This window comes from Acinetobacter amyesii (assembly GCF_002018365.1).
In the GTDB taxonomy this organism is placed as follows: Bacteria; Pseudomonadota; Gammaproteobacteria; order Pseudomonadales; family Moraxellaceae; genus Acinetobacter; species Acinetobacter amyesii.
Genome location: NZ_MVKX01000004.1, coordinates 202,393 through 223,012, shown reverse-complemented (window position 1 = coordinate 223,012; position 20,620 = coordinate 202,393). Strand labels below are relative to the sequence as shown.

The 20,620-nt window shown below is 43.1% G+C and carries 18 protein-coding genes and 1 other RNA gene; 14 read left to right on the top strand and 5 right to left on the bottom strand.

Going from position 1 to position 20,620, the window contains the following annotated elements; translation table 11 throughout:
* Positions 1-8: 8 nt before the first annotated feature.
* Positions 9-944 (top strand): TIGR01777 family oxidoreductase, encoded by a 936-nt coding sequence (locus B1202_RS07890; protein ID WP_078190019.1) that lies wholly within the window; start codon positions 9-11, stop codon positions 942-944.
* 21 nt (positions 945-965) lie between these two features.
* Here the strand turns inward: B1202_RS07890 and thiO are convergent, their stop codons facing one another.
* Complete coding sequence (gene thiO, locus B1202_RS07885; RefSeq protein ID WP_078190018.1) at positions 966-2,090, bottom strand: glycine oxidase ThiO; 1,125 nt, start codon at positions 2,088-2,090, stop codon at positions 966-968.
* Between the two features lie 137 nt (positions 2,091-2,227).
* Entirely contained in the window at positions 2,228-3,241 is a 1,014-nt protein-coding gene (gene hemB / locus B1202_RS07880; RefSeq protein ID WP_078190017.1) for a porphobilinogen synthase, read from the bottom strand.
* A 107-nt stretch (positions 3,242-3,348) separates the two neighbouring features.
* Between hemB and B1202_RS07875 the strand changes: the two genes are divergently transcribed.
* From B1202_RS07875 to B1202_RS07865, 3 genes are all read left to right on the top strand, one after another.
* A complete protein-coding gene (locus B1202_RS07875; protein WP_078190016.1) occupies positions 3,349-3,846 on the top strand; it encodes a thioesterase family protein in 498 nt (165 codons plus the stop codon).
* Between the two features lie 262 nt (positions 3,847-4,108).
* Complete coding sequence (locus B1202_RS07870) at positions 4,109-5,260, top strand: efflux RND transporter periplasmic adaptor subunit (RefSeq protein ID WP_078190015.1); 1,152 nt, start codon at positions 4,109-4,111, stop codon at positions 5,258-5,260.
* A 6-nt stretch (positions 5,261-5,266) separates the two neighbouring features.
* Positions 5,267-6,793 carry a DHA2 family efflux MFS transporter permease subunit gene (locus B1202_RS07865; RefSeq protein ID WP_078190014.1) on the top strand — a complete coding sequence of 509 codons (1,527 nt, stop codon included), beginning with the start codon at positions 5,267-5,269 and terminating at the stop codon, positions 6,791-6,793.
* Between the two features lie 68 nt (positions 6,794-6,861).
* On the opposite strand, the gene glpK is transcribed toward B1202_RS07865, so the two are convergent.
* Positions 6,862-8,346 carry a glycerol kinase GlpK gene (gene glpK / locus B1202_RS07860; RefSeq protein WP_078190013.1) on the bottom strand — a complete coding sequence of 495 codons (1,485 nt, stop codon included), beginning with the start codon at positions 8,344-8,346 and terminating at the stop codon, positions 6,862-6,864.
* Positions 8,347-8,474: 128 nt separating this feature from the next.
* Here glpK and ssrA point away from each other — a divergent pair.
* The 8 genes from ssrA to B1202_RS07820 all read left to right on the top strand — a co-directional run bounded on the left by ssrA (position 8,475) and on the right by B1202_RS07820 (position 16,092).
* Positions 8,475-8,834: a transfer-messenger RNA gene (gene ssrA, locus B1202_RS07855) on the top strand.
* Positions 8,835-9,133: 299 nt separating this feature from the next.
* Positions 9,134-9,547, top strand: a complete 414-nt coding sequence (locus tag B1202_RS07850; RefSeq protein ID WP_078190012.1) for a RidA family protein — start codon at positions 9,134-9,136, stop codon at positions 9,545-9,547.
* Positions 9,548-9,568: 21 nt separating this feature from the next.
* On the top strand, positions 9,569-10,240 hold the full coding sequence (locus tag B1202_RS07845; protein WP_078190011.1) for a DUF1028 domain-containing protein: 672 nt from the start codon (positions 9,569-9,571) through the stop codon (positions 10,238-10,240).
* 30 nt (positions 10,241-10,270) lie between these two features.
* Entirely contained in the window at positions 10,271-11,251 is a 981-nt protein-coding gene (locus B1202_RS07840) for a LysR family transcriptional regulator (protein ID WP_078190010.1), read from the top strand.
* Positions 11,252-11,254: 3 nt separating this feature from the next.
* The gene (gene argE, locus B1202_RS07835) at positions 11,255-12,391 is read left to right on the top strand and encodes an acetylornithine deacetylase (RefSeq protein WP_078190009.1); all 1,137 of its coding nucleotides are present in this window, start codon (positions 11,255-11,257) and stop codon (positions 12,389-12,391) included.
* A 257-nt stretch (positions 12,392-12,648) separates the two neighbouring features.
* Positions 12,649-14,157 carry an amino acid ABC transporter permease/ATP-binding protein gene (locus tag B1202_RS16740; RefSeq protein WP_078190008.1) on the top strand — a complete coding sequence of 503 codons (1,509 nt, stop codon included), beginning with the start codon at positions 12,649-12,651 and terminating at the stop codon, positions 14,155-14,157.
* 200 nt (positions 14,158-14,357) lie between these two features.
* A complete protein-coding gene (locus B1202_RS07825; protein ID WP_078190135.1) occupies positions 14,358-15,203 on the top strand; it encodes a transporter substrate-binding domain-containing protein in 846 nt (281 codons plus the stop codon).
* Positions 15,204-15,222: 19 nt separating this feature from the next.
* Positions 15,223-16,092, top strand: coding sequence for a phytanoyl-CoA dioxygenase family protein (locus tag B1202_RS07820; RefSeq protein ID WP_078190007.1), 870 nt, complete (start codon positions 15,223-15,225; stop codon positions 16,090-16,092).
* 64 nt (positions 16,093-16,156) lie between these two features.
* On the opposite strand, the gene B1202_RS07815 is transcribed toward B1202_RS07820, so the two are convergent.
* On the bottom strand, positions 16,157-16,885 hold the full coding sequence (locus B1202_RS07815) for a class II aldolase and adducin N-terminal domain-containing protein (RefSeq protein WP_249668825.1): 729 nt from the start codon (positions 16,883-16,885) through the stop codon (positions 16,157-16,159).
* Between the two features lie 168 nt (positions 16,886-17,053).
* Between B1202_RS07815 and B1202_RS07810 the strand changes: the two genes are divergently transcribed.
* Together B1202_RS07810 and B1202_RS07805 are read left to right on the top strand one after the other, a co-directional pair.
* Positions 17,054-17,905 (top strand): ABC transporter substrate-binding protein, encoded by an 852-nt coding sequence (locus tag B1202_RS07810; RefSeq protein ID WP_078190006.1) that lies wholly within the window; start codon positions 17,054-17,056, stop codon positions 17,903-17,905.
* 129 nt (positions 17,906-18,034) lie between these two features.
* On the top strand, positions 18,035-19,207 hold the full coding sequence (locus B1202_RS07805; RefSeq protein ID WP_078190005.1) for a hypothetical protein: 1,173 nt from the start codon (positions 18,035-18,037) through the stop codon (positions 19,205-19,207).
* A 363-nt stretch (positions 19,208-19,570) separates the two neighbouring features.
* Here the strand turns inward: B1202_RS07805 and B1202_RS07800 are convergent, their stop codons facing one another.
* Positions 19,571-20,563 carry a TauD/TfdA family dioxygenase gene (locus B1202_RS07800; RefSeq protein WP_078190004.1) on the bottom strand — a complete coding sequence of 331 codons (993 nt, stop codon included), beginning with the start codon at positions 20,561-20,563 and terminating at the stop codon, positions 19,571-19,573.
* Positions 20,564-20,620 lie beyond the last annotated feature (57 nt).

Below are 20,620 nucleotides of genomic sequence, written 5' to 3'. Positions count from 1 at the left end.
AAAAAATGATGCATCAGCCCACAGTACTGCTGACGGGTGGCAGCGGTTTTATTGGCACACATCTCATCAAGACACTTTTAGCTGCGGATTATAAAGTGATTGGGCTCAGTCGTAAGGCTGGGCGTATTTCTAAATCGCCAAATTTAACTTGGGTACAGCAGCTCGATCAAATTCCTCATGACCGAATTGATTATGTGATTAATCTTGCAGGTGAAAGTATCGGGAAAGGGCGCTGGACAGAAACACGTAAACAGCAATTATTAGAAAGTCGGGTCAAAACCACGGAAGTACTGTATCAATACTTACGTAAACGTAAAATTTTTCCGAAATGCATTATTTCAGGTTCAGCTGTTGGCTACTATGGCATTGATATTGAAGAACAATGGACAAAGGTGTGCGATGAAAATGCTGCACCACAAGCCATTTTTATGTCAGAGCTATGCCAACGTTGGGAGCAAGTCACACGCCAATTTCCTGAACAAAATACCATCATCACACGACTAGGTGTGGTCTTGGCTGAAGGTGGTGGGATCTTACCGCAAATGTTGCGACCTATTCAGTTCAATTTGGTCAACAAAATAGGTTCCGGTCGGCAGCCATTTGTGTGGATACACATACAAGATGTGATCCGAAGTATGCTGTTTTTAATGAAACAAGCAGAGAAAAAACATGCATTGCTTGAACCCACGCCAATCGATCCGCATATTTATAATTTAGTTGCACCGGAAAAATCGACGCAGGCTCAGTTTGCGCAGATTGCAGCACGTCAATTAGCCAAAAAGCCATGGCTCAATGTGCCTGCAATTGTTTTTAAAATTTTATTGGGTGAGCAATCGCAATTAATTTTAAATGGTCAACTGGTTCAGCCGGCCGCATTATTACAGCAAGGCTTTGAGTTTAAATTTCCGACGTTAAAAGAAGCCTTACAGGATTTATTGGCTTAGTTGAATTTGACGTATTGACCATTATTCGACGCTTAACAATGCATCTTGAAATAGGCGAGTTGGACTATAGTTGTCTGCATTGAATGAAGGTGTTTCCCCAGTCATTAGTTCAGCCAATAACTGAGCTGAAGCTGGTCCCATGCATAAACCATTTCTAAAATGCCCAAAGTTTGCCCAAAGATTGTCGAAATTTGGCATCTGCCCAATATACGGAATCCCTTCAGGGGAAGATGGACGCAAGCCAGCCCAAGACTTCACAATTGGAAAGTTGGCAAGCTCTGGCACCATGTCAAAGCAAGATTCTTGAATATGCCGCAAGGTTGCATCTGTGGTCTGAGTATCAAAGCCACATTGGCGCATACTTGAGCCGCAAACAACATGACCATCTTGGCGTGGAATTAAGTACATGACTTTATTCATGCACATGGTCGGTAACCAATTCTGCGGGGTTTTAAAGAGAAGCATTTGTCCTTGTACGGGTTGTACTGGTATCTCAATGTCTAGTTGTTCACTCCATGCGGCTGACCAAGCGCCCGTGGCAATAACGAATTGATCAGCTGTATGTTGTTTGCCATCTGCGGTGGTGATGGACTGGATACGATTGTCCGAACGGTTTAATTGGCGGATCGGGCAATGTTCATAAATCTGAACTTTGGGATGCTGCTGTAAATAAGCCGTTAATGACTGCAAAAGTCGCGGATTACGGATGTTGGCTAATTGCGAAAAATAAATGCCATGTGCAAAGCGTGCTGAAATGTGAGGATTAATCTGCTCAATTTGCTCGGATTGTAAATAATCCGCCTGTTGCATAGGGTCTTGATGCAAACGGGCATAATCCAAGCCGATTTCAAAATCATCTTCATCAAAAATCAGCATGCCAGTTTCATGAATTTCAAAATCAATCCCAGTCATAGGTTTTAATTTTTCATTCCATTTTTGGTAGCTCTGCTTGCCATAACGTGCAAGCGCATTGACTTCATTGGGATAGCGCCAAGGATACATCGGGGAGAGGATGCCACCGCCAGCCCATGATGCGGCGGAACCTGTGCGTTGTTGGTCGAAAATTGTCACCGTACAACCACGTTCAACCAATTCCAATGCGGTGAGTAAACCACTAACACCCGCCCCAATAATGGCAATATTCATGTTCTTTTAACCAATGAATGTATGAGTTTGATCTAAACTTCAGCAACGCCGAAGTTTTTCGTCCATGACTGTTTTTAAAATTTTACAGATATAAAAAAGCCTTCCTGAATGTCACCATTACAGGAAGGCTTTGCGAATTATTTCATGTCTTTCAGCATGAGTGCTGCATCTTCAGCAAAGTAAGTCCAGATGCCATCTGCACCTGCGCGGCGGCAACTCATCAGCGATTCGATAATCACGCTATCAGACAACCAACCATTTTGAATGGCACCTGCCAACATGGCGTATTCGCCACTCACTTGATAGACAAAAGTTGGAACACCGAAGTTATCTTTGACCTCACGGACGATATCTAAATATGGCATACCTGGTTTTACAATCACCATGTCGGCGCCTTCTTGAATATCGAGTGCGATTTCATGTAGCGCTTCTGCACGGTTACCGATGTCCATTTGGTAATTGTATTTATTGCCACCTTTGAGGTTGCTTGAAGAACCTACCGCATCACGGAATGGACCATAGAAGCTAGACGCATATTTTGCAGAATAGGCCATGATGTTGGTATAGATATGGCCATTGGCTTCAAGCGCTTGGCGGATTGCACCGATACGACCATCCATCATGTCACTTGGTGCAACCACATCTACACCTGCTTCAGCATGGCTGAGTGCTTGCTTAATTAAGCATTCCACAGTTTCATCATTTAACACATAGCCTGTGTCATCGATAATGCCGTCTTGACCATGCGTGGTATATGGGTCGAGTGCACCATCACTGATTAAGACCATTTCAGGCAGTTCTTTTTTCAGTAATCGGATGGTGCTTTGGACTAAGCCATCTTCACGCCAAGCTGCTTCAGCCGTTAGGCTTTTATCTTCCTGTGGGGTAACGGGGAACAAAGCTAATTTTGAAACACCCAATTCGAGTAAACGTTCTGCCTTTTTTAGTAACAAGTCAGCAGATAAACGTTGTACGTTTGGCATGCTTGGAATGTCTTGAGTTTGTTGCTGGCCTGGCAACACAAATACTGGATAAATGAGATGATCAGTCGTCAGTTGAGTTTCACGCACCATGGCACGAAGCTGGTCATTTTTACGAATGCGACGCATGCGGGTGGCAGGAAAAGCTGGACGATTGAACGTATAGGTCATAACAATCTCATTGATCAGTATTAAACTTTGACTATTGTAGACGCATAATGAGGGTTTGGCGCACCCCGTATTATTTTTTTATTCAATGACAGCGATTCGAGTAGGCTATGACAGATGTAAATAAGAGTTGGACCGGTAATATTGACCTAAACTCGAAGATTGAAATCGATACTTTATTAAATAACATTGCTCAAGCATTTAACAGCTCCCCATTTTTTGTACACAATGCCATGAAAATGACGGTGATTGATGGTCAGATCGAAGCACGTGTGGATATGGCCAGTAATTTAATTGGAAATGTCGCATTCCAAATTTTACATGGTGGTGTCGCGGCAACCTTACTCGACAGTATCGGTGGTATCTCTGCAATGGCAGAGCTATATAAAAAAGCGTCTGTAGAAGATATGGCTGAAACCAGCAAAAAGGTGTCTCGCTTAGCCACTGTCGATATGCGTGTGGATTATTTGGCGCCGGGACGTGGGCAGTATTTTGTTGCACGAGCTGAAACCTTACGTTTAGGTCGTAAGGGCTGCACCATGCGTATGACCATGATCAATGATGAAGGTAAAGCGATTGCAACAGCGATTGCATCGTATGCCTATTAAGCCATTTTTAAGTTAACACATTCAAAATGATGAAAAAATAAAGTCCAGTATTGGCAGCAGGGCATGATTTTATCCTGTTGCCGACGAAAAAAAGACTGACGAGTTACATTTTCTATTCTCAGAATATGATTTTTTAGCTTTAAAATGCCGGAAAATTGAAGAAGATAGACTTTCTCACGACACCATTATCTGACAGCAAAGTCGACATGCTTTGCAAAGCTCATGATGCCATGACCAAGTCTGCTAGATTTAGGACAAATCTATGACAGATACCGTTAGTAACCTGCCAGAAACTCCATCTACAGAGCAGCCCACCGATCAGGAACTAAAAGCACGCAGAAAAAAAAGCCTTGGTATAGTGGCTATATTGATCGTGATTGCTTTGGTGATGTATTTGATTTGGTCAATATTTCTAAATCATTCCGTCAGTACCGATAATGCCTATGTCGGTGCAGAAACAGCGTCGATTACCTCAATGGTTACGGGGCAAGTGGCAGATGTTTTGGTGAGTGATACGCAGCAAGTGAAAAAAGGCGATGTGCTTGTTCGCATTGATGCTCGTGATGCTGAAATTGCCTTAGCTCAGGCACAGGCTGAATTGCTCAAGGCGAAACGCCAATACAAACAAACTGCGGCGAATAGTAGTTCTTTAAACTCGCAAATCTTTGTCAGTGATGATGCAATTCATAGTGCAAGCGCACAAGTGGCGAAGGCACAAGCCGATCTGAATAAAGCACAAGATGAATTACAACGTCGTCAACAATTGGCAGCTTCTGGTGCGATTTCTAAAGAAGAATTAAGCACAGCGCAAAGTGCTGTGAATACCGCTAAAGCCAGTTTTGATGTGGCCCAAGCAGGACTTGCTCAAGCCAAATCCAGTCAAAAAGCGGCACAAAGTAATAAAGCCGCAAATGATGCATTAATTCAAGACAGCAATGAAAACTCAACCCCAGATGTTTTAGTTGCGCAAGCACGTCTACAACAAGCTCAGTTGGACTTAGAACGTACACAAATCAAAGCACCCTTTGATGGTGTGGTGACACGTCGCAATATTCAAGTTGGGCAACGCATTGCACCGGGAACGTCATTAATGATGGTAGTTCCAGTCTCTCAGTTATATGTCGATGCTAACTTTAAAGAAAGTCAATTGGCAGGGGTGCAAGCGGGTCAAAAAGTTGAACTGACGTCTGATCTGTATGGCGATAAAGTTAAATTTAATGGCACAGTGACCGGTTTTTCTGGTGGCACAGGTTCAGCATTTGCTTTGATTCCTGCACAAAATGCCACAGGAAACTGGATTAAAGTGGTTCAGCGTTTACCTGTGAGGATACGTTTAGATCCAAAAGAGTTGGCAGAACACCCACTCCGTGTGGGGCTGTCTATGGAAGCGACGATTGACCTGAAATCGAAGTAATTGCCTATGAATCAGCAAATGCAAATGACTGACCTGAAAGGTGGTCGTCTGATTCTCGCTGCCTTGGTCTTGGCATTGGCAAACTTTATGGTTGTGCTCGACATGACCATTGCCAATGTATCAGTGCCGCATATTACCGGTAGCCTTGCAGTATCGGCATCCCAAGGGACATGGGTCATTACTTCCTATGCCGTGGCAGAAGCGATTTGTGTGCCATTAACCGGTTGGCTCGCTGGGCGCTTTGGTTCTGTACGAGTTTTTGTGATCAGCTTGTTTGGCTTTACGGTATTTTCAATACTGTGTGGTTTATCGACCAGTTTGGAAATGTTAGTGTTTTGCCGAATTGGGCAAGGCTTGTTTGGTGGCCCGATTATGCCACTGAGCCAAACGTTGTTAATGCGCATTTTTCCTCCTGAAAAGCAATCGCAAGCCATGGGGATGTGGGCAATGACCACTGTGGTTGGCCCCATTTTAGGTCCAATTTTGGGTGGTACGATCAGTGATAATTTATCTTGGCATTGGATTTTCTTTATCAATATTCCTGTCGGGATCGGTTGTGCTATCGCAGCGATGCGCTTACTAAAAACGGCTGAAACTCCAACACAGAAATTGAAAATTGACCGCGGTGGTTTGCTGCTGTTGGTGTTGTGGATCGGTGCCTTGCAATTGATGTTGGACTTAGGCCATGAACGAGATTGGTTTAATAATCCATTTATTGTAGTACTGGCACTGACGGCATTTGTTGGGCTGATTATTTTCACGATTTGGGAGCTGACTGAGCGGCATCCTGTGGTAAATATACTGCTGTTTAAGTACCGAAGTTTTACCATTTCTGTCTTGGCTTTGGCCTTTGGTTTTGGTGCCTTCTTTGGCAGTATTGTCCTGATTCCGCAGTGGTTACAAATCAACTTGGGCTATACCGCAACGTGGGCAGGTTATCTCACTGCAACGATGGGCGTCGGTAGTTTGACCATGTCGCCAATTGTTGCGAAGCTTGCAACCAAATACGATCAACGTGCTTTGGCGAGTTTTGGTTTAAGTATCTTGGGTGGTGTAACCCTTATGCGCGCCTTTTGGACAACGGATGCAGACTTTATGGCTTTGGCTTTGCCGCAAATATTACAAGGTTTTGCCGTGCCATTTTTCTTTATTCCTTTGTCCAATATGGCCTTGGCATCGGTATTGCCACAAGATATGGCATCTGCGGCAGGTCTGATGAACTTCTTAAGAACCATGGCTGGGGCGATTGGAGCGTCGATTGCAGTAACCATTTGGGATGATCACACCAAAGTCGCACGCAGTGAAATGGTCAGTAATTTACATGTTACTGAGGTACAAAACACCTTGGTGAATAATGGAATGAGTTCAGAAGCTGCTTTGGGATATATCTCCAGTTTGGTGGATAAAGAAGCCTTAACGCTTTCAGCCAATCATGTGTTTTTAGTCTTGGCGGGTGTCTTTATATTCGCTGCACTGATCATTTGGCTCTGTCCGCGACCTAAAGCAGGTGTGGGTGGCAGTCATGTACACTAAATAACATCAAGTATAAAAAACCGCTCATTCGAGCGGTTTTTTATTGCATACTGCGTGGATTAGAAAAATTAAAGGTCCGAGCGCGCCCGTTTGAGTGCAGATTGCCACTGAGCCAAATGAAATTCACGTTGATCAGCATTCATTTTTGGTTCAAAAGCACGTTCTAATTGCCATGATGCAGCAATTTCATCGAGATTTGAAAACACACCCGCTTTGAGTCCAGCCATCGCGGCAGCACCCCATGCAGTTGATTCTAAAAGTTTAGGACGCAGTACAGGCACATTTAAAATATCGGCCTGAAATTGCATCAGCATATCATTGCTACTGGCACCGCCATCGACCCGGAGTTCTTTAAGTGGACTAGACAGGTCGGACTGCATGGCGGTTAATACATCAGACACTTGAAAGGCAATGGCCTCTAGGGCGGCACGAGCTATGTGGGATTTATTGGTACCTCGTGACATTCCACAGAGGAGGGCGCGGGCATCACTGTCCCAATGCGGAGCACCTAGTCCAGTAAAGGCTGGAACCAAAACCACGCCATCGGTATGTTCCACTTGGCATGCGAGTTTTTCAACATCACTGCTTTTTTGAATAATCCCTAAACCATCTCTTAGCCATTGCACGATTGCGCCAGCCATAAACACACTGCCTTCTAGTGCATAATGGGTTTGACCTTGAGCTTGCCATGCAAGGGTTGATAGTAATTTATTGTGGCTATATTGAACTTCAGTGCCGGTGTTGAAGAGCATGAAACAGCCTGTACCATAGGTATTTTTTGCTGTTCCTGCGTCAAAGCATGATTGTCCAAATAACGCAGATTGCTGATCACCTAAAATGCCGGTAATGGGAATGTTTGCGCCAAGTAAACCTGTCGCGGTATCTGCAATATATTCATCTGAACTAATGATTTTAGGAAGGACCGACAGAGGAATATCGAATAATTCTAAGAGTTCTTCATCCCAAGCTTGTTGCTGTAAGTTCATCAGCATGGTTCGTGAGGCATTGCTAGCTTCAATCACGTGCTCTGCACCTTGTGTTAGATTCCACACCAACCAACTATCAATTGTGCCGAAAGCCAAATGACCTTGCTCAGCGAGTTCACGTAGACCTTGAATGTGTTCTAATAACCAGACCAATTTTCCAGCACTAAAATAGGGGTCGATACGTAAACCGGTCTTTTTGTGAATGAGGTCATTGAGGTTTTGTTGAGTTAGTTGCCCACACCACTCGGTTGCACGACGGTCTTGCCAAACAATTGCAGGAGCAAGTGGTTGACCTGTGCGTTTATCCCAAACCACAGTGGTCTCACGTTGATTGGTCAGTCCAATGGCTTTGATATCTTTGGCAAGGATACGAGCAGAAGCGAGCGCTTGTTGCACGACAGCAATTTGGGTACTCCAAATTTCTTGAGCATCTTGCTCCACCCAGCCCGAATGTGGGGTTTGAATATGGGTTTCACGTTGAGCTGTAGCTTGAACTTGTCCATGTTCGTTAAAAATGATCGCACGACTGGAAGTCGTTCCTTGATCGAGTGCCAATAAATAGCTCATATCTTTTTCTTTTGCGGTCTTGAAAAATAAAATATTAACGCAATTATGTAATTAAGCGCAGATCTATGTGTAATTGTTTTGAAATTGCATCGCAATTTTTTGCAGTTATGCTATGATGACGCTACTTTGGGGATGTTTCTGGCTTCGACGCTGGTGATGAAACTCATAGATGCATGTCGAGAGCGCATTTTCTCTCGTAAATCAAATTTGCATATTTTAGTCGCAAACGACGAAACTTACGCTCTAGCTGCCTAAGGGCAGCTTGTCCGCATCCCTGAATACTTGTGGTTAGGGGTCCCGACTGAAGCGAACGCACACAAGTCCGTATAAGATCAAGCCTTGGGGTCTTATACTAAATCTTAAAGGATCGCGATTTGTACCCTGTTCGTCGGGTCACAAAGAGCTAAATCAATAGACGATATCTAAGCATGTAGTATTCTCGAGCGTAGTGCTGGCGGACGCGGGTTCAACTCCCGCCATCTCCACCAAAATTCAAAAAGCCTTAAATCTTATTGATTTAAGGCTTTTTTATTGCCAGTTTATAAATTCTTTACGAGTTAAAAGACTACATCTTATATCACTGCATGTATCACATAAAAAAATAAAAATTTCATGCAGTGGTCAATTTTATAAAATAAAAATATTCAAGATTAAAAATACATCTTATATGGCTAATTAATAAAATATATCTAGTAAGGAAAACTTGAAGCACTAACACGGAAAAGGGAAATTGCCTTCACAAGTGATTGATTCATACTGAAACTGTAGTAAACAGAGGACACTTCAGATGAAACATACACGCATTAGAACTTTTAATACAAAAGCAACTTACCCAGAACAAAATTTAGATAATGACTTATGCCAAGCGGTTGTTGCACGCGGCAGCACAGTGTTCTTACGCGGTCAAATTGGACAAAACCTAGATACATCTGAAAGCGTATGCATTGGCGATGCAGCGGGCCAAGCAGAACAAGCCATGTATAACATTAAGATGCTGCTCGAAGAAGCCGGCGGTGAACTTGAAGATATTTGCAAAATCACAATCTATATTATTGATCCGCGCTACCGTGAAGATGTTTACCGTGTCGTTGGTAAATGGCTGAAAGGTGTGTTCCCAGTTTCAACAGGCATTGTCGTTTCGGCGCTTGCCCGCCCTGAATGGCTGGTTGAAATTGATGCAACTGCAGTTATTCCTGACTAAGTAAAAGGAGGAACGCAGCCTATGACATTTTCAATTATTGCCCGCTGTCATAAAACGGGGCAATTTGGAGGAGCGATCAGCTCTTCTTCTCCAGCTGTTGCATCGCGGTGCATTCAAGCCAAGGCCGGTGTGGGTGTTGCAACATCTCAGAACATTACAGATCCATACTTGGCAAATATTTTGCTAGATATGACCAAATATGATCTGGCGCCAGACGATGCGATTGCTGAATTGGTCAAAAATACCGACTTTATTGAGTATCGACAGCTGACGGTTTTAAATTTTGATGAAAAGCCTGCTGCATTTAGCGGCAAATATACATTAGGTGTTCATTCTCAGTGCGTAGGAGAGCATGCTGTTGGTGCGGGAAATCTGCTTGCAAATGAAGATGTTCCTCAGGCCATGGTTGACGCTTTTCATCAGGCATCCGGTAGTTTGGCAGAGCGTTTGCTTATAGCACTGCAAGCTGGTTTAGATGCAGGCGGCGAAGCTGGCCCAGTTCATTCAGCAGGTATTCTAGTGGTCGATAAACTGGAATGGCCTGTGATTAATCTTCGGGTTGATTGGTCTGAAACTCCAATTGAGGACTTGTATCAGCTTTGGAAAGTGTATGAACCGCAAGTTGAGGATTATGTTGCACGGGCTTTAGATCCATCCAGCTCTCCAAGCTATGGTGTACCGGGCGATGAATAATGCTTAGCCTGCGCTGAAAAGGACGCGGCATTGTTAAATCGAATTTCTTTACGTCAAATGCAATATTTTGTTGCGACAGCTGAAAGCGGCAGCATTATTATTGCATCTGAAAAAATTCACGTTTCTTCACCTTCTATTTCAGCGGCGATTGCCCACATAGAATCTGAATTGCAAGTACAGCTGTTTATTCGCCAACATGCAAAAGGCTTAATGCTGACTAGCATTGGCGAAAAAGTCATGCAGGAATGCAAATTCATTTTAAGTCAGGCGAGCAGCTTATATGCTTTGGCTGCTGACTTTTCAGGTTCTATCCGTGGGCCCTTAAAGCTCGGCTGCTTTACTGCATTTTCACCCATGATCTATGCAGAAATCATTCATGGTTTTGCCAATTTATATAAAAATGTCACTTTAGAGCTGAGTGAGGATGACCAGCAGATTTTGTTGAGCCAGCTGGCACGAAATGAGCTGGATGTCGCACTGACTTATGATTTAAATATTGATCATGACCTGATTAATTTCGAACCTTTGGCCGTGCTGCCACCGCATGTTTTGGTCAGTGAAGCACATCCTTTAGCAAAAAATGTGGCGGTGACTTTAGAAGAACTAGCAGAACTGCCGATGGTGCTTTTAGATATGCCTTTCAGTAATGATTACTTTATTTCATTGTTCCGTAAGCATAAGTTAAGCCCGTTGGTGGCGCATACTTCGCGCCATGTGGATGTTGTGCGCTCGATGGTAGCCAATAATCTGGGCTATACCATTTTAAATGTGCGCCCGAAAAATAATTATTCATTAGACGGCAAGCGACTCGTCCGCTTACGTATTGCAGGTGACAACCGTCCGATGAAAATTGGTTTGGCGACTGCAAAAAATGCAAATCTGAATACGGTGTCGCAGGCATTCATCAGCCGCTGCCGTGCATTCCTTTCTAATCAATACATACCCGGTATGGGCGATGCGCATTTCTTTGATCCGCATGTTAAGACAAAGCCTGTACTGGAAGAGGCATAAACAGTGACTGAAATAAACAGCATACAGCTGTTAGACAAATTGATTTCTTTTGATACGACATCTTATAAAAGCAATTTAGCGTTTATTTTTTATGTTCAAAAATTATTTGAGCAAAACGGTATTGTTACAGAACTGAATTTTAATGCAGAACAGAGCAAGGCTAATTTATTGGCCAGTGTTGGACCGCGTGATCAGGCAGGCATTCTTTTGTCTGGCCACTCAGATGTTGTACCGGTAGAAGGGCAGCAGTGGGATTCGCCAGCCTTTGAAGCGACACATAAAGACGGCAAAATTATTGGCCGCGGTACAGCGGATATGAAGGGCTTTTTAGCATGTGCCATTATTGCTATGTTGAAAGCATCAAAATTAGAGCTCCGTCGTCCGCTGCATTTGTGTATTTCTTATGATGAGGAAATAGGCTGTATTGGTGTACGCGGAATTTTAGATCAACTGGCTTCCACGATTATTTCCCCCATCTTATGTGTGATTGGTGAGCCGACCATGATGCAGTTGGCATTGGCGCATAAAGGCAAAACGGTATTCCGCGCCCGCTGCTGCGGTGAAGAGGGGCATTCGGCTTTAGCGCCTAATTATGTCAATGCGATCCATGTGGCTAGCCAACTGGTGACCTCTTTGCAAACCATTCAGCAGAACCTCCGTCAACAAGGGCATCAGGACGCGGGCTATGACATTCCTTACAGCACAGTGCATGTGGGTAAGATTAATGGCGGGACTGCGCTGAATATTGTGCCAAACAGCTGTGTGTTGGATTATGAAATCCGCCATTTGGCAGAGGACAGCAGCAGTCTTATTCAAGAGCAGATATTAAGTCAAATACAGGATGACTTCCGCAGTCACATTGAGGTTGAAGAAGTTAACCAATATCCAGGGCTGAAAACCTCCAAAACCATTGAGGCGGTTCAGTTTATTCAAAGTCTGCTGCCAGATGAAACTGCTATAGGCAATATTTCATTTGGTACTGAGGGCGGATTGTTCCAAGGGGCGCTGTATTGCCCTGTGGTGGTTTGTGGTCCGGGGGATATCGCGGTAGCGCATAAACCGAATGAATATGTAGATATAGATCAGCTGCAGCAGTGTGATATTTTCTTAGAAAAGCTTTATATGAGTTTAAGGGTATAATCAGCTTTGATTTATAATGCCTAAGTTATTTAAAATAAAATTTGTATTTATATTTGTTTTTAGATCATTATATAAAGGTAACTACAGTGTTTATTATAAATGCTGTACAGGTGCACATTTTAAAAAGGTCAGTTATCTGGCCTTTTTTATTGCTTAATTATTTCTGTATTAAGACCTCAATTTTTCAAAATTACTTATTCATTCAAAGTTCGCTATAACAAAGGAAATAGAACAGAATCATGCGAGTGGGGTATTGAATGGATTTTAATTGGTCTTATACATTCAGTTTGTTTTCACATAAAAACTTTTGGGCCGCAACTTGGACCGTCATTGAACTCAGCGTATTGGTTTGGGTGGTCGGCATTGTATTGGGCTTTGTACTGGCGTTGGGTAAACAATCTAGATTCAAGCCTTTGGCATGGTCGAGTGATCTTTATATTTGGTTCTTTAGAAGTTTACCGCTGTTGGTTCTGCTGGTATTTGTTTATAACCTGCCGCAAATTTTCCCAGCTTCCAGTGTACTTTTGGCGTCGCCATTTATTGCAGGCCTGATTGCTATGACTTTAAGTGAAGCGGCTTATATTGCAGAGATTCACCGTGGCGGTCTAACTGCGGTGCATAAGGGGCAAATTGAAGCAGGCAAAGCACTGGGCATGAAATACTCAGGCATTCAGCGTTTAGTGGTGATTCCACAAGCCTTTCGTGTTGCGCTTCCAGCATTGGGAAATGAATATGTTTCCATTGTAAAACTGACGTCTTTGGTTTCGGTCATTTCACTTACTGAAATTTTATTGGTCGGTCAGCGCTTATATACCCAAAACTTTTTGGTGATGGAAACTATGCTGGCTGTGGCTTTCTACTATGTGCTGATCGTGACCGTCTTTGGCTGGCTGCTCGGCTGGTTTGAACGCCGTATTGATATTACGAACCGTAAACCAGAGATGCTGGCAGATAATGATCCGCTGCTGCAGCTGCCGCAAGCGTCGGTGCGTGCGCGTAAAGAGATCAATACTGAACGCAATGGCGAATATGCACTGGAAGCGATTGATATTCATAAAGCCTATGGCGAGCATGAAGTCCTGAAAGGGATTGATTTAAAAGTTAAATGGGGGGAGGTTATTTCCGTTATTGGGCCATCGGGTTCAGGTAAGACGACATTTATTCGTACTTTAAATGGCTTAGAAAGCTTGAATAAAGGTACAGTCAATTTATTGGGTCAGCCTTTCTTAAAAGATCAGGAATTAACTGAGGAATCGCCTGCATATAAACAGCAAATTGTAAATGTCGGAATGGTGTTCCAAAGCTTCAACCTGTTTCCGCATAAAACGATTTTGGAAAATGTCATGCTTGCACCGCTGTATCACAAGCGCGGTACGGTGCTGGATAACAAAATTACGGCTTTAGCGATGCTGGAAAAAGTCGGTATGAAAATGCATGCCAATAAGTTTCCGCACCAGCTTTCAGGCGGTCAGCAGCAGCGTGTGGCGATTGCCCGTGCGCTAGCCATGCAGCCATCGATTATTCTGTTTGATGAACCGACTTCAGCATTAGATCCTGAATTGGTCAATGAAGTGCTGAAAGTGATTGAAGAATTGGCGCAAGAAGGCTTAACCATGATTATTGTGACCCATGAAATGCGCTTTGCTTTTAAAGTATCTGACCGTGTAATGTTTATGGAAAATGGTCATGTGGTATTAAATGATACACCAGAAGCATTAATGCAGTCTGATAATGAGCGGTTCCAAAAATTTATTGCCAAGGATTAACTTTTTATAAAACCTCTAAATAGTATTTCTATTTAAATTAAAGAAAGCAGTCATTATTGGCTGCTTTTTTTATATTTTAATCGCTAAATTTTAAATTCTATTTTTATAAAGCTTTGCATAAAAAAATCCAAATCGGATTCTGTATATGTTTGTTCTATATTCAAATGACAGATAAACATAAAGAGTTGGGTGGATGGGGTATGAAAAATAAATCAATGTTCATTGGGGCTATTGTTGGCGGTTTACTATTGGCTGGCTGCTCGAAACAGTCAGAACCAACTGCAGATTCGGCAGCGCCGGCAGCAGAAAAACGTTTGGTAACTGTAGGTTCAGACCTGACTTTCCCTCCATACGAGTATTTGAAAGATGGCGTGCCAAGCGGTGTCAGCGTTGAAATTATGGAAAAGATTGCTGAAGTTGACGGTAGCTATAAGGCAGACTGGGTGGATACACGCTGGGCGAATCTGATCCCTGGTTTGAAAGGCGAAAAGTACGATATTTTATTTTCATCTATGTACATCACGCCTGAGCGTCTTGAACAGATTGATATGATCCCTTACTACAAAACAGATATTTCCTTGCTGGTGCGTCATGATTCCAAGCTTGCACCTAAAGGGCCAAATGATTTGTGTGGCGCTGTAGTGGGGGTAATGAAAGGTACTGCATTCTCAACTCAGGCACATGAAATTTCAGCGAAAAACTGTGTAGCAAATGGTAAGAAAGCGCTGATGATCCGTGAGTTTGAAACATCGCCGCAAACCACGCAGGCGCTATTAGCGCATGCTGTAGAAATCCAATATGACGATGCCGCAGTCATGAAAGCGGCTGAAACCAACTTAGCTGGCAAAGTGAAGATTACATCGACAGAACAATTCTTCCCGACAGTAGGTGGTATTGGCATCCGTAAAGGCGATACCGAAACGTATAAGCTCGTTGAGGAAGGTTTGAACCGGATTAAAGCCTCAGGCGAATATGAAGAAATTTTGACTGCATATGGCTTAAAAGCACCGACTGAAGAAGACATTGCAGCAGTAATGAATAAATAAAAGTGAATAGGATGAGCAAATGTTAAATCAAAACCAAATTGAACAATTTCACCGTGACGGTTTTTTAGTTGTCGAAAATGTCGTAAATGCTGCTGAATTACAGGGTTTACGTCAGCAGTTGGAAGCATGGATTGACGAAAGCCGAGGCTTTGCTGAAGCTTATGGAGAAACCATTGATGGACGCTCGCGCTTTGATGTCGATCCTGCGGATCACAGCTCAGAACATCCTGCACTGCGCCGTGTCAGTTCACCGACCGAAATTTCAGATGCATATTTTGAAACAGCCATTCATTCTAATATGGCGCAAATGGCTGGAGAGCTCATTGGAGGCAGCGGCACTCGTTTTCATCACAGTAAAGTAAATGCCAAACTGCCGCATACAGCGACCACTGTGAAATGGCATCAAGACTTTCCATTCACGCCGCATACCAATGATGACATGATCACAGCGTTATTGATGGTGGGTGAGGTGACAGAAGATAATGGCCCGCTGCAGGTGATTCCAGGCAGCCATAAGGGCGAGTTGTATAACCACTGGCAAGATGGCCGCTTTACCGGCAAAGTGGAAGATGAAGTCGAGACGGAGCAGTGCCAAAAATTTGTGTCTTGCACAGGCCCTGCAGGCTCAGTCTGTTTCATGCATACCCGTTTGCTGCATGCATCTGGTGCAAACAATACTGAGTTGCCGCGCTATTTATTCATTACGGTATATGCAGCAGAAGATGCGGTGGCTTTGTCAGATAACCCGCTGCCAAGCGTGCACCAAGGGCAATTGGTTTATGGACAAGAAAGCGGGCAAGTACGTATGACAGCGAATCAGTTGAAAATGCCGCAAAAACCTAAAGGGGCCTCTTTCTTTGTACAGCAAGCTGGTTTAGAAATGGCTTAACAAATTTAAAACCAAAGTAAAAAAAGAGCTTCAATTGAAGCTCTTTTTTTTTGCTTTAGTTTTGTTAATCCATAAAGCTTGGATCTTCAGCTGCCAAAATTTCTTTCATTTCTTCGAAATGTGCGATGCTGAAATCTTCAATTTTTTCCCAATCCTGCGCTGTTTTTTCTGCCACAGCATCATCCAAAATATTTAAGGTTTGACTAGTGGAATAGGCATGAATCAGGATTTGACTTGAGCGCTCAAAGGTATACATATCATCAAAAGCCAGACCAATATCATGTGAGCCGATCAGTACTCCGTGGTTGCCCATCAGCAGTCGGGTATTGGTTTGCAGCAGCTGAGCAAGACGCTGACCTTCTGCAGTTTGATCTGCCATGCCTGAATAATGTGAATCATAAGAAACACGGTTAAAGTAGCGTGCGCTGTTTTGCTCAATCGGCAGCAAGGTCGGATTTTTTAGGCAGGAAAGCGCAGTTGCATAAATCGGGTGTAAATGCATGATGACCTTAATATCAGGGCGCAGCTTATGAATTTGGCCATGAATGGCCCATGCTGTTGAGTCTATTTTACCCTTCTCAAAACTGCCTGCATCATCGGCATGGACCAAGATTAAATCACTGGCCTTTACCTTAGAAAAATGTACCCATTTCGGATTAAGTAAAAAAGATTTTCCGTCCTCTGAAACAGCGGCGCTGAAGTGGTTGGCGACTGCCTCATGCATGCCTAATTTTGCACTCAAACGCAGTGCTGCTGCGAGGTCTATACGAATTTGCTGTTCTGTTTTCATCATATTGCTCTGCTTAGAATATGAGAAAAGTCTATTACTGTTTAATCAAAAGCTTGCATCGCTTTTTTTGGAGTATTGCGTAGGAATTTCAAAATTACAATCTCGAAAAATCTCACGTATAACAGTTCTAAAACGTACATAAAGTACTCAAGGAGTGTTGCAGTGAGTGTAATGTTAAAAGTGAAACCATTAGTAGCAGCGGCATGTTTGATTTGGGGTTTAACTGCCTGCAGTAAAAGTGCGGATACAGCATCATCAGCGGCATCGGCTTCCGATGCGGCAGCTGCAGGCCAGACCTATCAAATAGGCAGTGATATGACATTCCCGCCATTTGAATATATGGAAAATGACAAACCTGCTGGTTTTGACATTGATGTAGCCAATCAAATCTTTGCACATTCAAATGCTCAAGCAAATTTTATCGACAGCCGTTTTTCTAACTTGATTACGGGTTTGGAAGCGAAAAAATTTGATTTAGTGATGTCAGGTTTATACATCACCAAAGAGCGTTTAGAAAAAGTGGATATGGTTCCGTATTACATGACGACAGAGGCTTTGCTCGCATTGGCAGATTCTGAATATCAGCCGAAAACCCGTGATGATTTATGCGGTAAAACGATTTCTGCGCAAAAAGGCTCAATGTTCCCAGAGCAGCTACGCCAAATGTCTGCAGAAAGCTGTGTAGCGAAGGGTAAAGCGGCTATCACCATACGTGAATTTGATACCTCGCCTGAGTCTGTGCAGGCGCTGCTGTCTAAAGCAGTAGATGCGCATTATGACGATACCAGTGTAGCGATGAGCACTGTAGAAAAGCTGAAAGGCCGTGTTCAAATCAGTTCGACAGAGCAATTTTTCCCAGTTTTAGGCGGTATTGCGATCCGTAAGGGAGATACCGCCATGCTAGAAAAAGTCACTCAAGGTTTGGATGCCATGAAACAGTCTGGTGAATTTGACAAGCTGCTGGTTATGTACAACTTGCAAGCGCCTAGCGCTGAAGAAATTGCGAAATACATGCCGAAATAGGCATAGATCGATCCTCTAATTTCATTCTCCTATTTTCCTAACTTCGTTTAAAGCGAAGCGCTGCAGGGGCTTTTGCAAAAAAGCCCGCAGTACACACTTGACTTAACAACAGGTATAGAGATTTAAATAATGCAAAAGAAAGCTTTAAATTATTGTGTTTCATTGTTGCTGTTGGGGTGCGCGGCTACACCTGCTATGGCTGCAGATTTATCCATTGGGGATCCAAAAACTGACTTAGGGGAATTAAAACTCTCAGGGTTTTTAAGAGCGAAATACCAAGACAAAAGCTGGACGGGAAATGATCATAAGTTGACCTTCGATGCAGCGCGTATCAACTTGGACTATACCTCACCGAAAATTTTTGGCCATTTAGAGTATCGCTGCTATCAGTACAATAAGCTGTGCGATTTTTCCACATTGGTCGATGCTTATGTGGGTTATAACATTAACGACAGTCATTTGCTTCAAGCAGGTTTGCAGCCTGTGCCGTTTGGGCCGGGGCGCTTTTGGGAAAGCAACTATTATGGCGGTGTCATTACACAGATTGGCTTAGAAGACGTACATAATGTCGGGCTGAAATACCAAGGCAAGTTTGATACAGGTACGCAAGTGGAATTGGCTTACTTTACTGGAGATGGTGGCAGCTACAGCGGCCCTTATTCTGAAGATGCCAGCCGTTACACCACTAACTTCGTTAAACCCGAAGATTCTAGCCTGACCCATTTAGATGAACAGAATATGTTTATTGGCCGTGTAAAGCAGGAAATCCGAAGCCTGCCGGAACCGATGAAAGGGAACATTGGCGCATCATATTGGCAGTCGGATATTGAAAACAAAACCAATGGCCAAACGGGTGACCGTCAAGCATGGGCGGTATTTGGCGATGTCAGCTATAACAATCTGGGTTTTGGCTTAACGCTGGGTAAAAATGAAGTGGATAACAAAGATCCGCTGACGCCGAAAGCATCTTTAATGGGGTCATTTGATGATAATTTTATGGTGGCAAATGAGGGGATGTTCTATACAGCAGATGTCAGCTACAAGTTTAAGAATGTAGGCAAGCTGGATGCTGTTATGCCATATGCGATGTACAGCAGCTATGTGAAGTCTGAAGATGGCTATGATGATTCATCGCGTCATTTGGTGGGAGTTGCAACTTACTATAAAAATATGAGCTTCGTAGCTGAATATATTATGGGCAAAAATGACTTCCTGATTGGCGGCCCGAGCAGTTCGTATGCGCAAGGCGGAGATGATGAAACGCATGAACTGTTGAATCTGCAGTTCTACTATAAGTTCTAAGTTATATTCATTCGTTAAACTCACACCGTATAAAGCAATTTATACGGTGTTTTTATCTGCCTGAAATTTAGTTTTTGCAGTGCTGTTCAGGATACATGTGGAATTTACGTATCAAGTTTGGTGAATTTTGTTTCAATCGCTGAATATTGAGTTCGATGATGAATTACGAACAAGCAGAAATGAGGCAGGAGGTATTTGAAAAGCTTCATATCACGAAGTACGGGATAAGGCTGTATCTGAAAATTTGCATTAGATTTTGTTGTGCAAATTAAAAGGAGATTGGGGAGAGTATAGGTGAAGCTGTTATCACTAAAAATATGTGAAAAAAAAGAGGCGACCAACGCCTCTTTTCAGTTTTATGAATTAAGCTGCTTCGCCTAAGCCTTTCGGTATGCCGTTACGACCTGGGAAGTCTTTCGCAAGCTTGCGCGCATTTGGCATTTGCAGCCAAAGGCGTAAAAGTTTGCGGCGCTTATCAGCTTCATCATAATCTTCAAATGAAGTGCGCGAATGCATGACACAGTAGTTATTACAGAACTGAATATCGCCCGGTTCTAACATCATATCCAGCCTTAAACTTGGATCATGGCTAATTTCATCAAAAATATTCAGGGCATCCACTTGTACTTGGGACAGTGGAACGCTTCTGCGGTCATGGCCTAATTCAATATAATAGCGTAAGTAGCGGCAGGCCAATTTACCGTCAAAATAACTGAAAATCGGACTCAGTGAAGGTTCGGTTTCTCCCAAATGGTCATACCAAGCTGGGTGATAGTAATAGCCTAAGTATTCGGGATATTGTTCTAAAATACGGTTATAAACTGTAGATGAGCTGACAATGCTGCTGAGGCCGCCAGTTTTAGCTTTACGAATTGAGAGCAGGCCAACGACGTCACTTAAGTCTGCATGGTAGGGCAAATAGCTGTTGGTCTCATAAACACGAGTCATTTTTTGGTTTTTATCGCCTATGTTTTCAACATAGCCAATCAGGTCGCCGCGTGCATTTTGTGTCACGCTGTTTCCCATGTATAAACCCATCAAATAGTAAATATTGCTCATTTCAAGTTCATTGTATTTCTCTGGTTCTAAACCGCGAATCACAATGAAACCGTAGCCATTTTCCAATTCATTAGAAATATAGGCAATTTCTTTTAAAAAGACTTCATCTTCAATAATCACGTCCGATTTTACAAAATTTGGCGCAGTTAAGTTTTTTACCGCCAATACTTGCAGGCTGTGGTCAAAAATGCTTAAAACCTGAGGTGATAAGTGGTAGATCCAATCGGTTTTTTCGGCAATCTCTGCCCCGATCCATGCACACTTATCTGTAATTTTTGATTTTAAAATGGTGGTCATCATATCCTCAATTTTGAAATGGTCAGAGCAAAGCTGAACAGAGATTGAATGAAAAAC

Coding starts and splice junctions, on each gene's coding strand:
- B1202_RS07805 (WP_078190005.1), top strand. CDS start 18,035: ATGCAAAAGAAAGCTTTAAATTATTGTGTTTCATTGTTGCTGTTGGGG.
- B1202_RS07875 (WP_078190016.1), top strand. CDS start 3,349: ATGACAGATGTAAATAAGAGTTGGACCGGTAATATTGACCTAAACTCG.
- B1202_RS07810 (WP_078190006.1), top strand. CDS start 17,054: ATGTTAAAAGTGAAACCATTAGTAGCAGCGGCATGTTTGATTTGGGGT.
- B1202_RS07820 (WP_078190007.1), top strand. CDS start 15,223: ATGTTAAATCAAAACCAAATTGAACAATTTCACCGTGACGGTTTTTTA.
- hemB (WP_078190017.1), bottom strand. CDS start 3,241: ATGACCTATACGTTCAATCGTCCAGCTTTTCCTGCCACCCGCATGCGT.
- B1202_RS16740 (WP_078190008.1), top strand. CDS start 12,649: ATGGATTTTAATTGGTCTTATACATTCAGTTTGTTTTCACATAAAAAC.
- B1202_RS07850 (WP_078190012.1), top strand. CDS start 9,134: ATGAAACATACACGCATTAGAACTTTTAATACAAAAGCAACTTACCCA.
- B1202_RS07890 (WP_078190019.1), top strand. CDS start 9: ATGCATCAGCCCACAGTACTGCTGACGGGTGGCAGCGGTTTTATTGGC.
- glpK (WP_078190013.1), bottom strand. CDS start 8,346: ATGAGCTATTTATTGGCACTCGATCAAGGAACGACTTCCAGTCGTGCG.
- B1202_RS07845 (WP_078190011.1), top strand. CDS start 9,569: ATGACATTTTCAATTATTGCCCGCTGTCATAAAACGGGGCAATTTGGA.
- thiO (WP_078190018.1), bottom strand. CDS start 2,090: ATGAATATTGCCATTATTGGGGCGGGTGTTAGTGGTTTACTCACCGCA.
- B1202_RS07865 (WP_078190014.1), top strand. CDS start 5,267: ATGAATCAGCAAATGCAAATGACTGACCTGAAAGGTGGTCGTCTGATT.
- B1202_RS07870 (WP_078190015.1), top strand. CDS start 4,109: ATGACAGATACCGTTAGTAACCTGCCAGAAACTCCATCTACAGAGCAG.
- B1202_RS07825 (WP_078190135.1), top strand. CDS start 14,358: ATGAAAAATAAATCAATGTTCATTGGGGCTATTGTTGGCGGTTTACTA.
- B1202_RS07815 (WP_249668825.1), bottom strand. CDS start 16,885: ATGATGAAAACAGAACAGCAAATTCGTATAGACCTCGCAGCAGCACTG.
- B1202_RS07800 (WP_078190004.1), bottom strand. CDS start 20,563: ATGACCACCATTTTAAAATCAAAAATTACAGATAAGTGTGCATGGATC.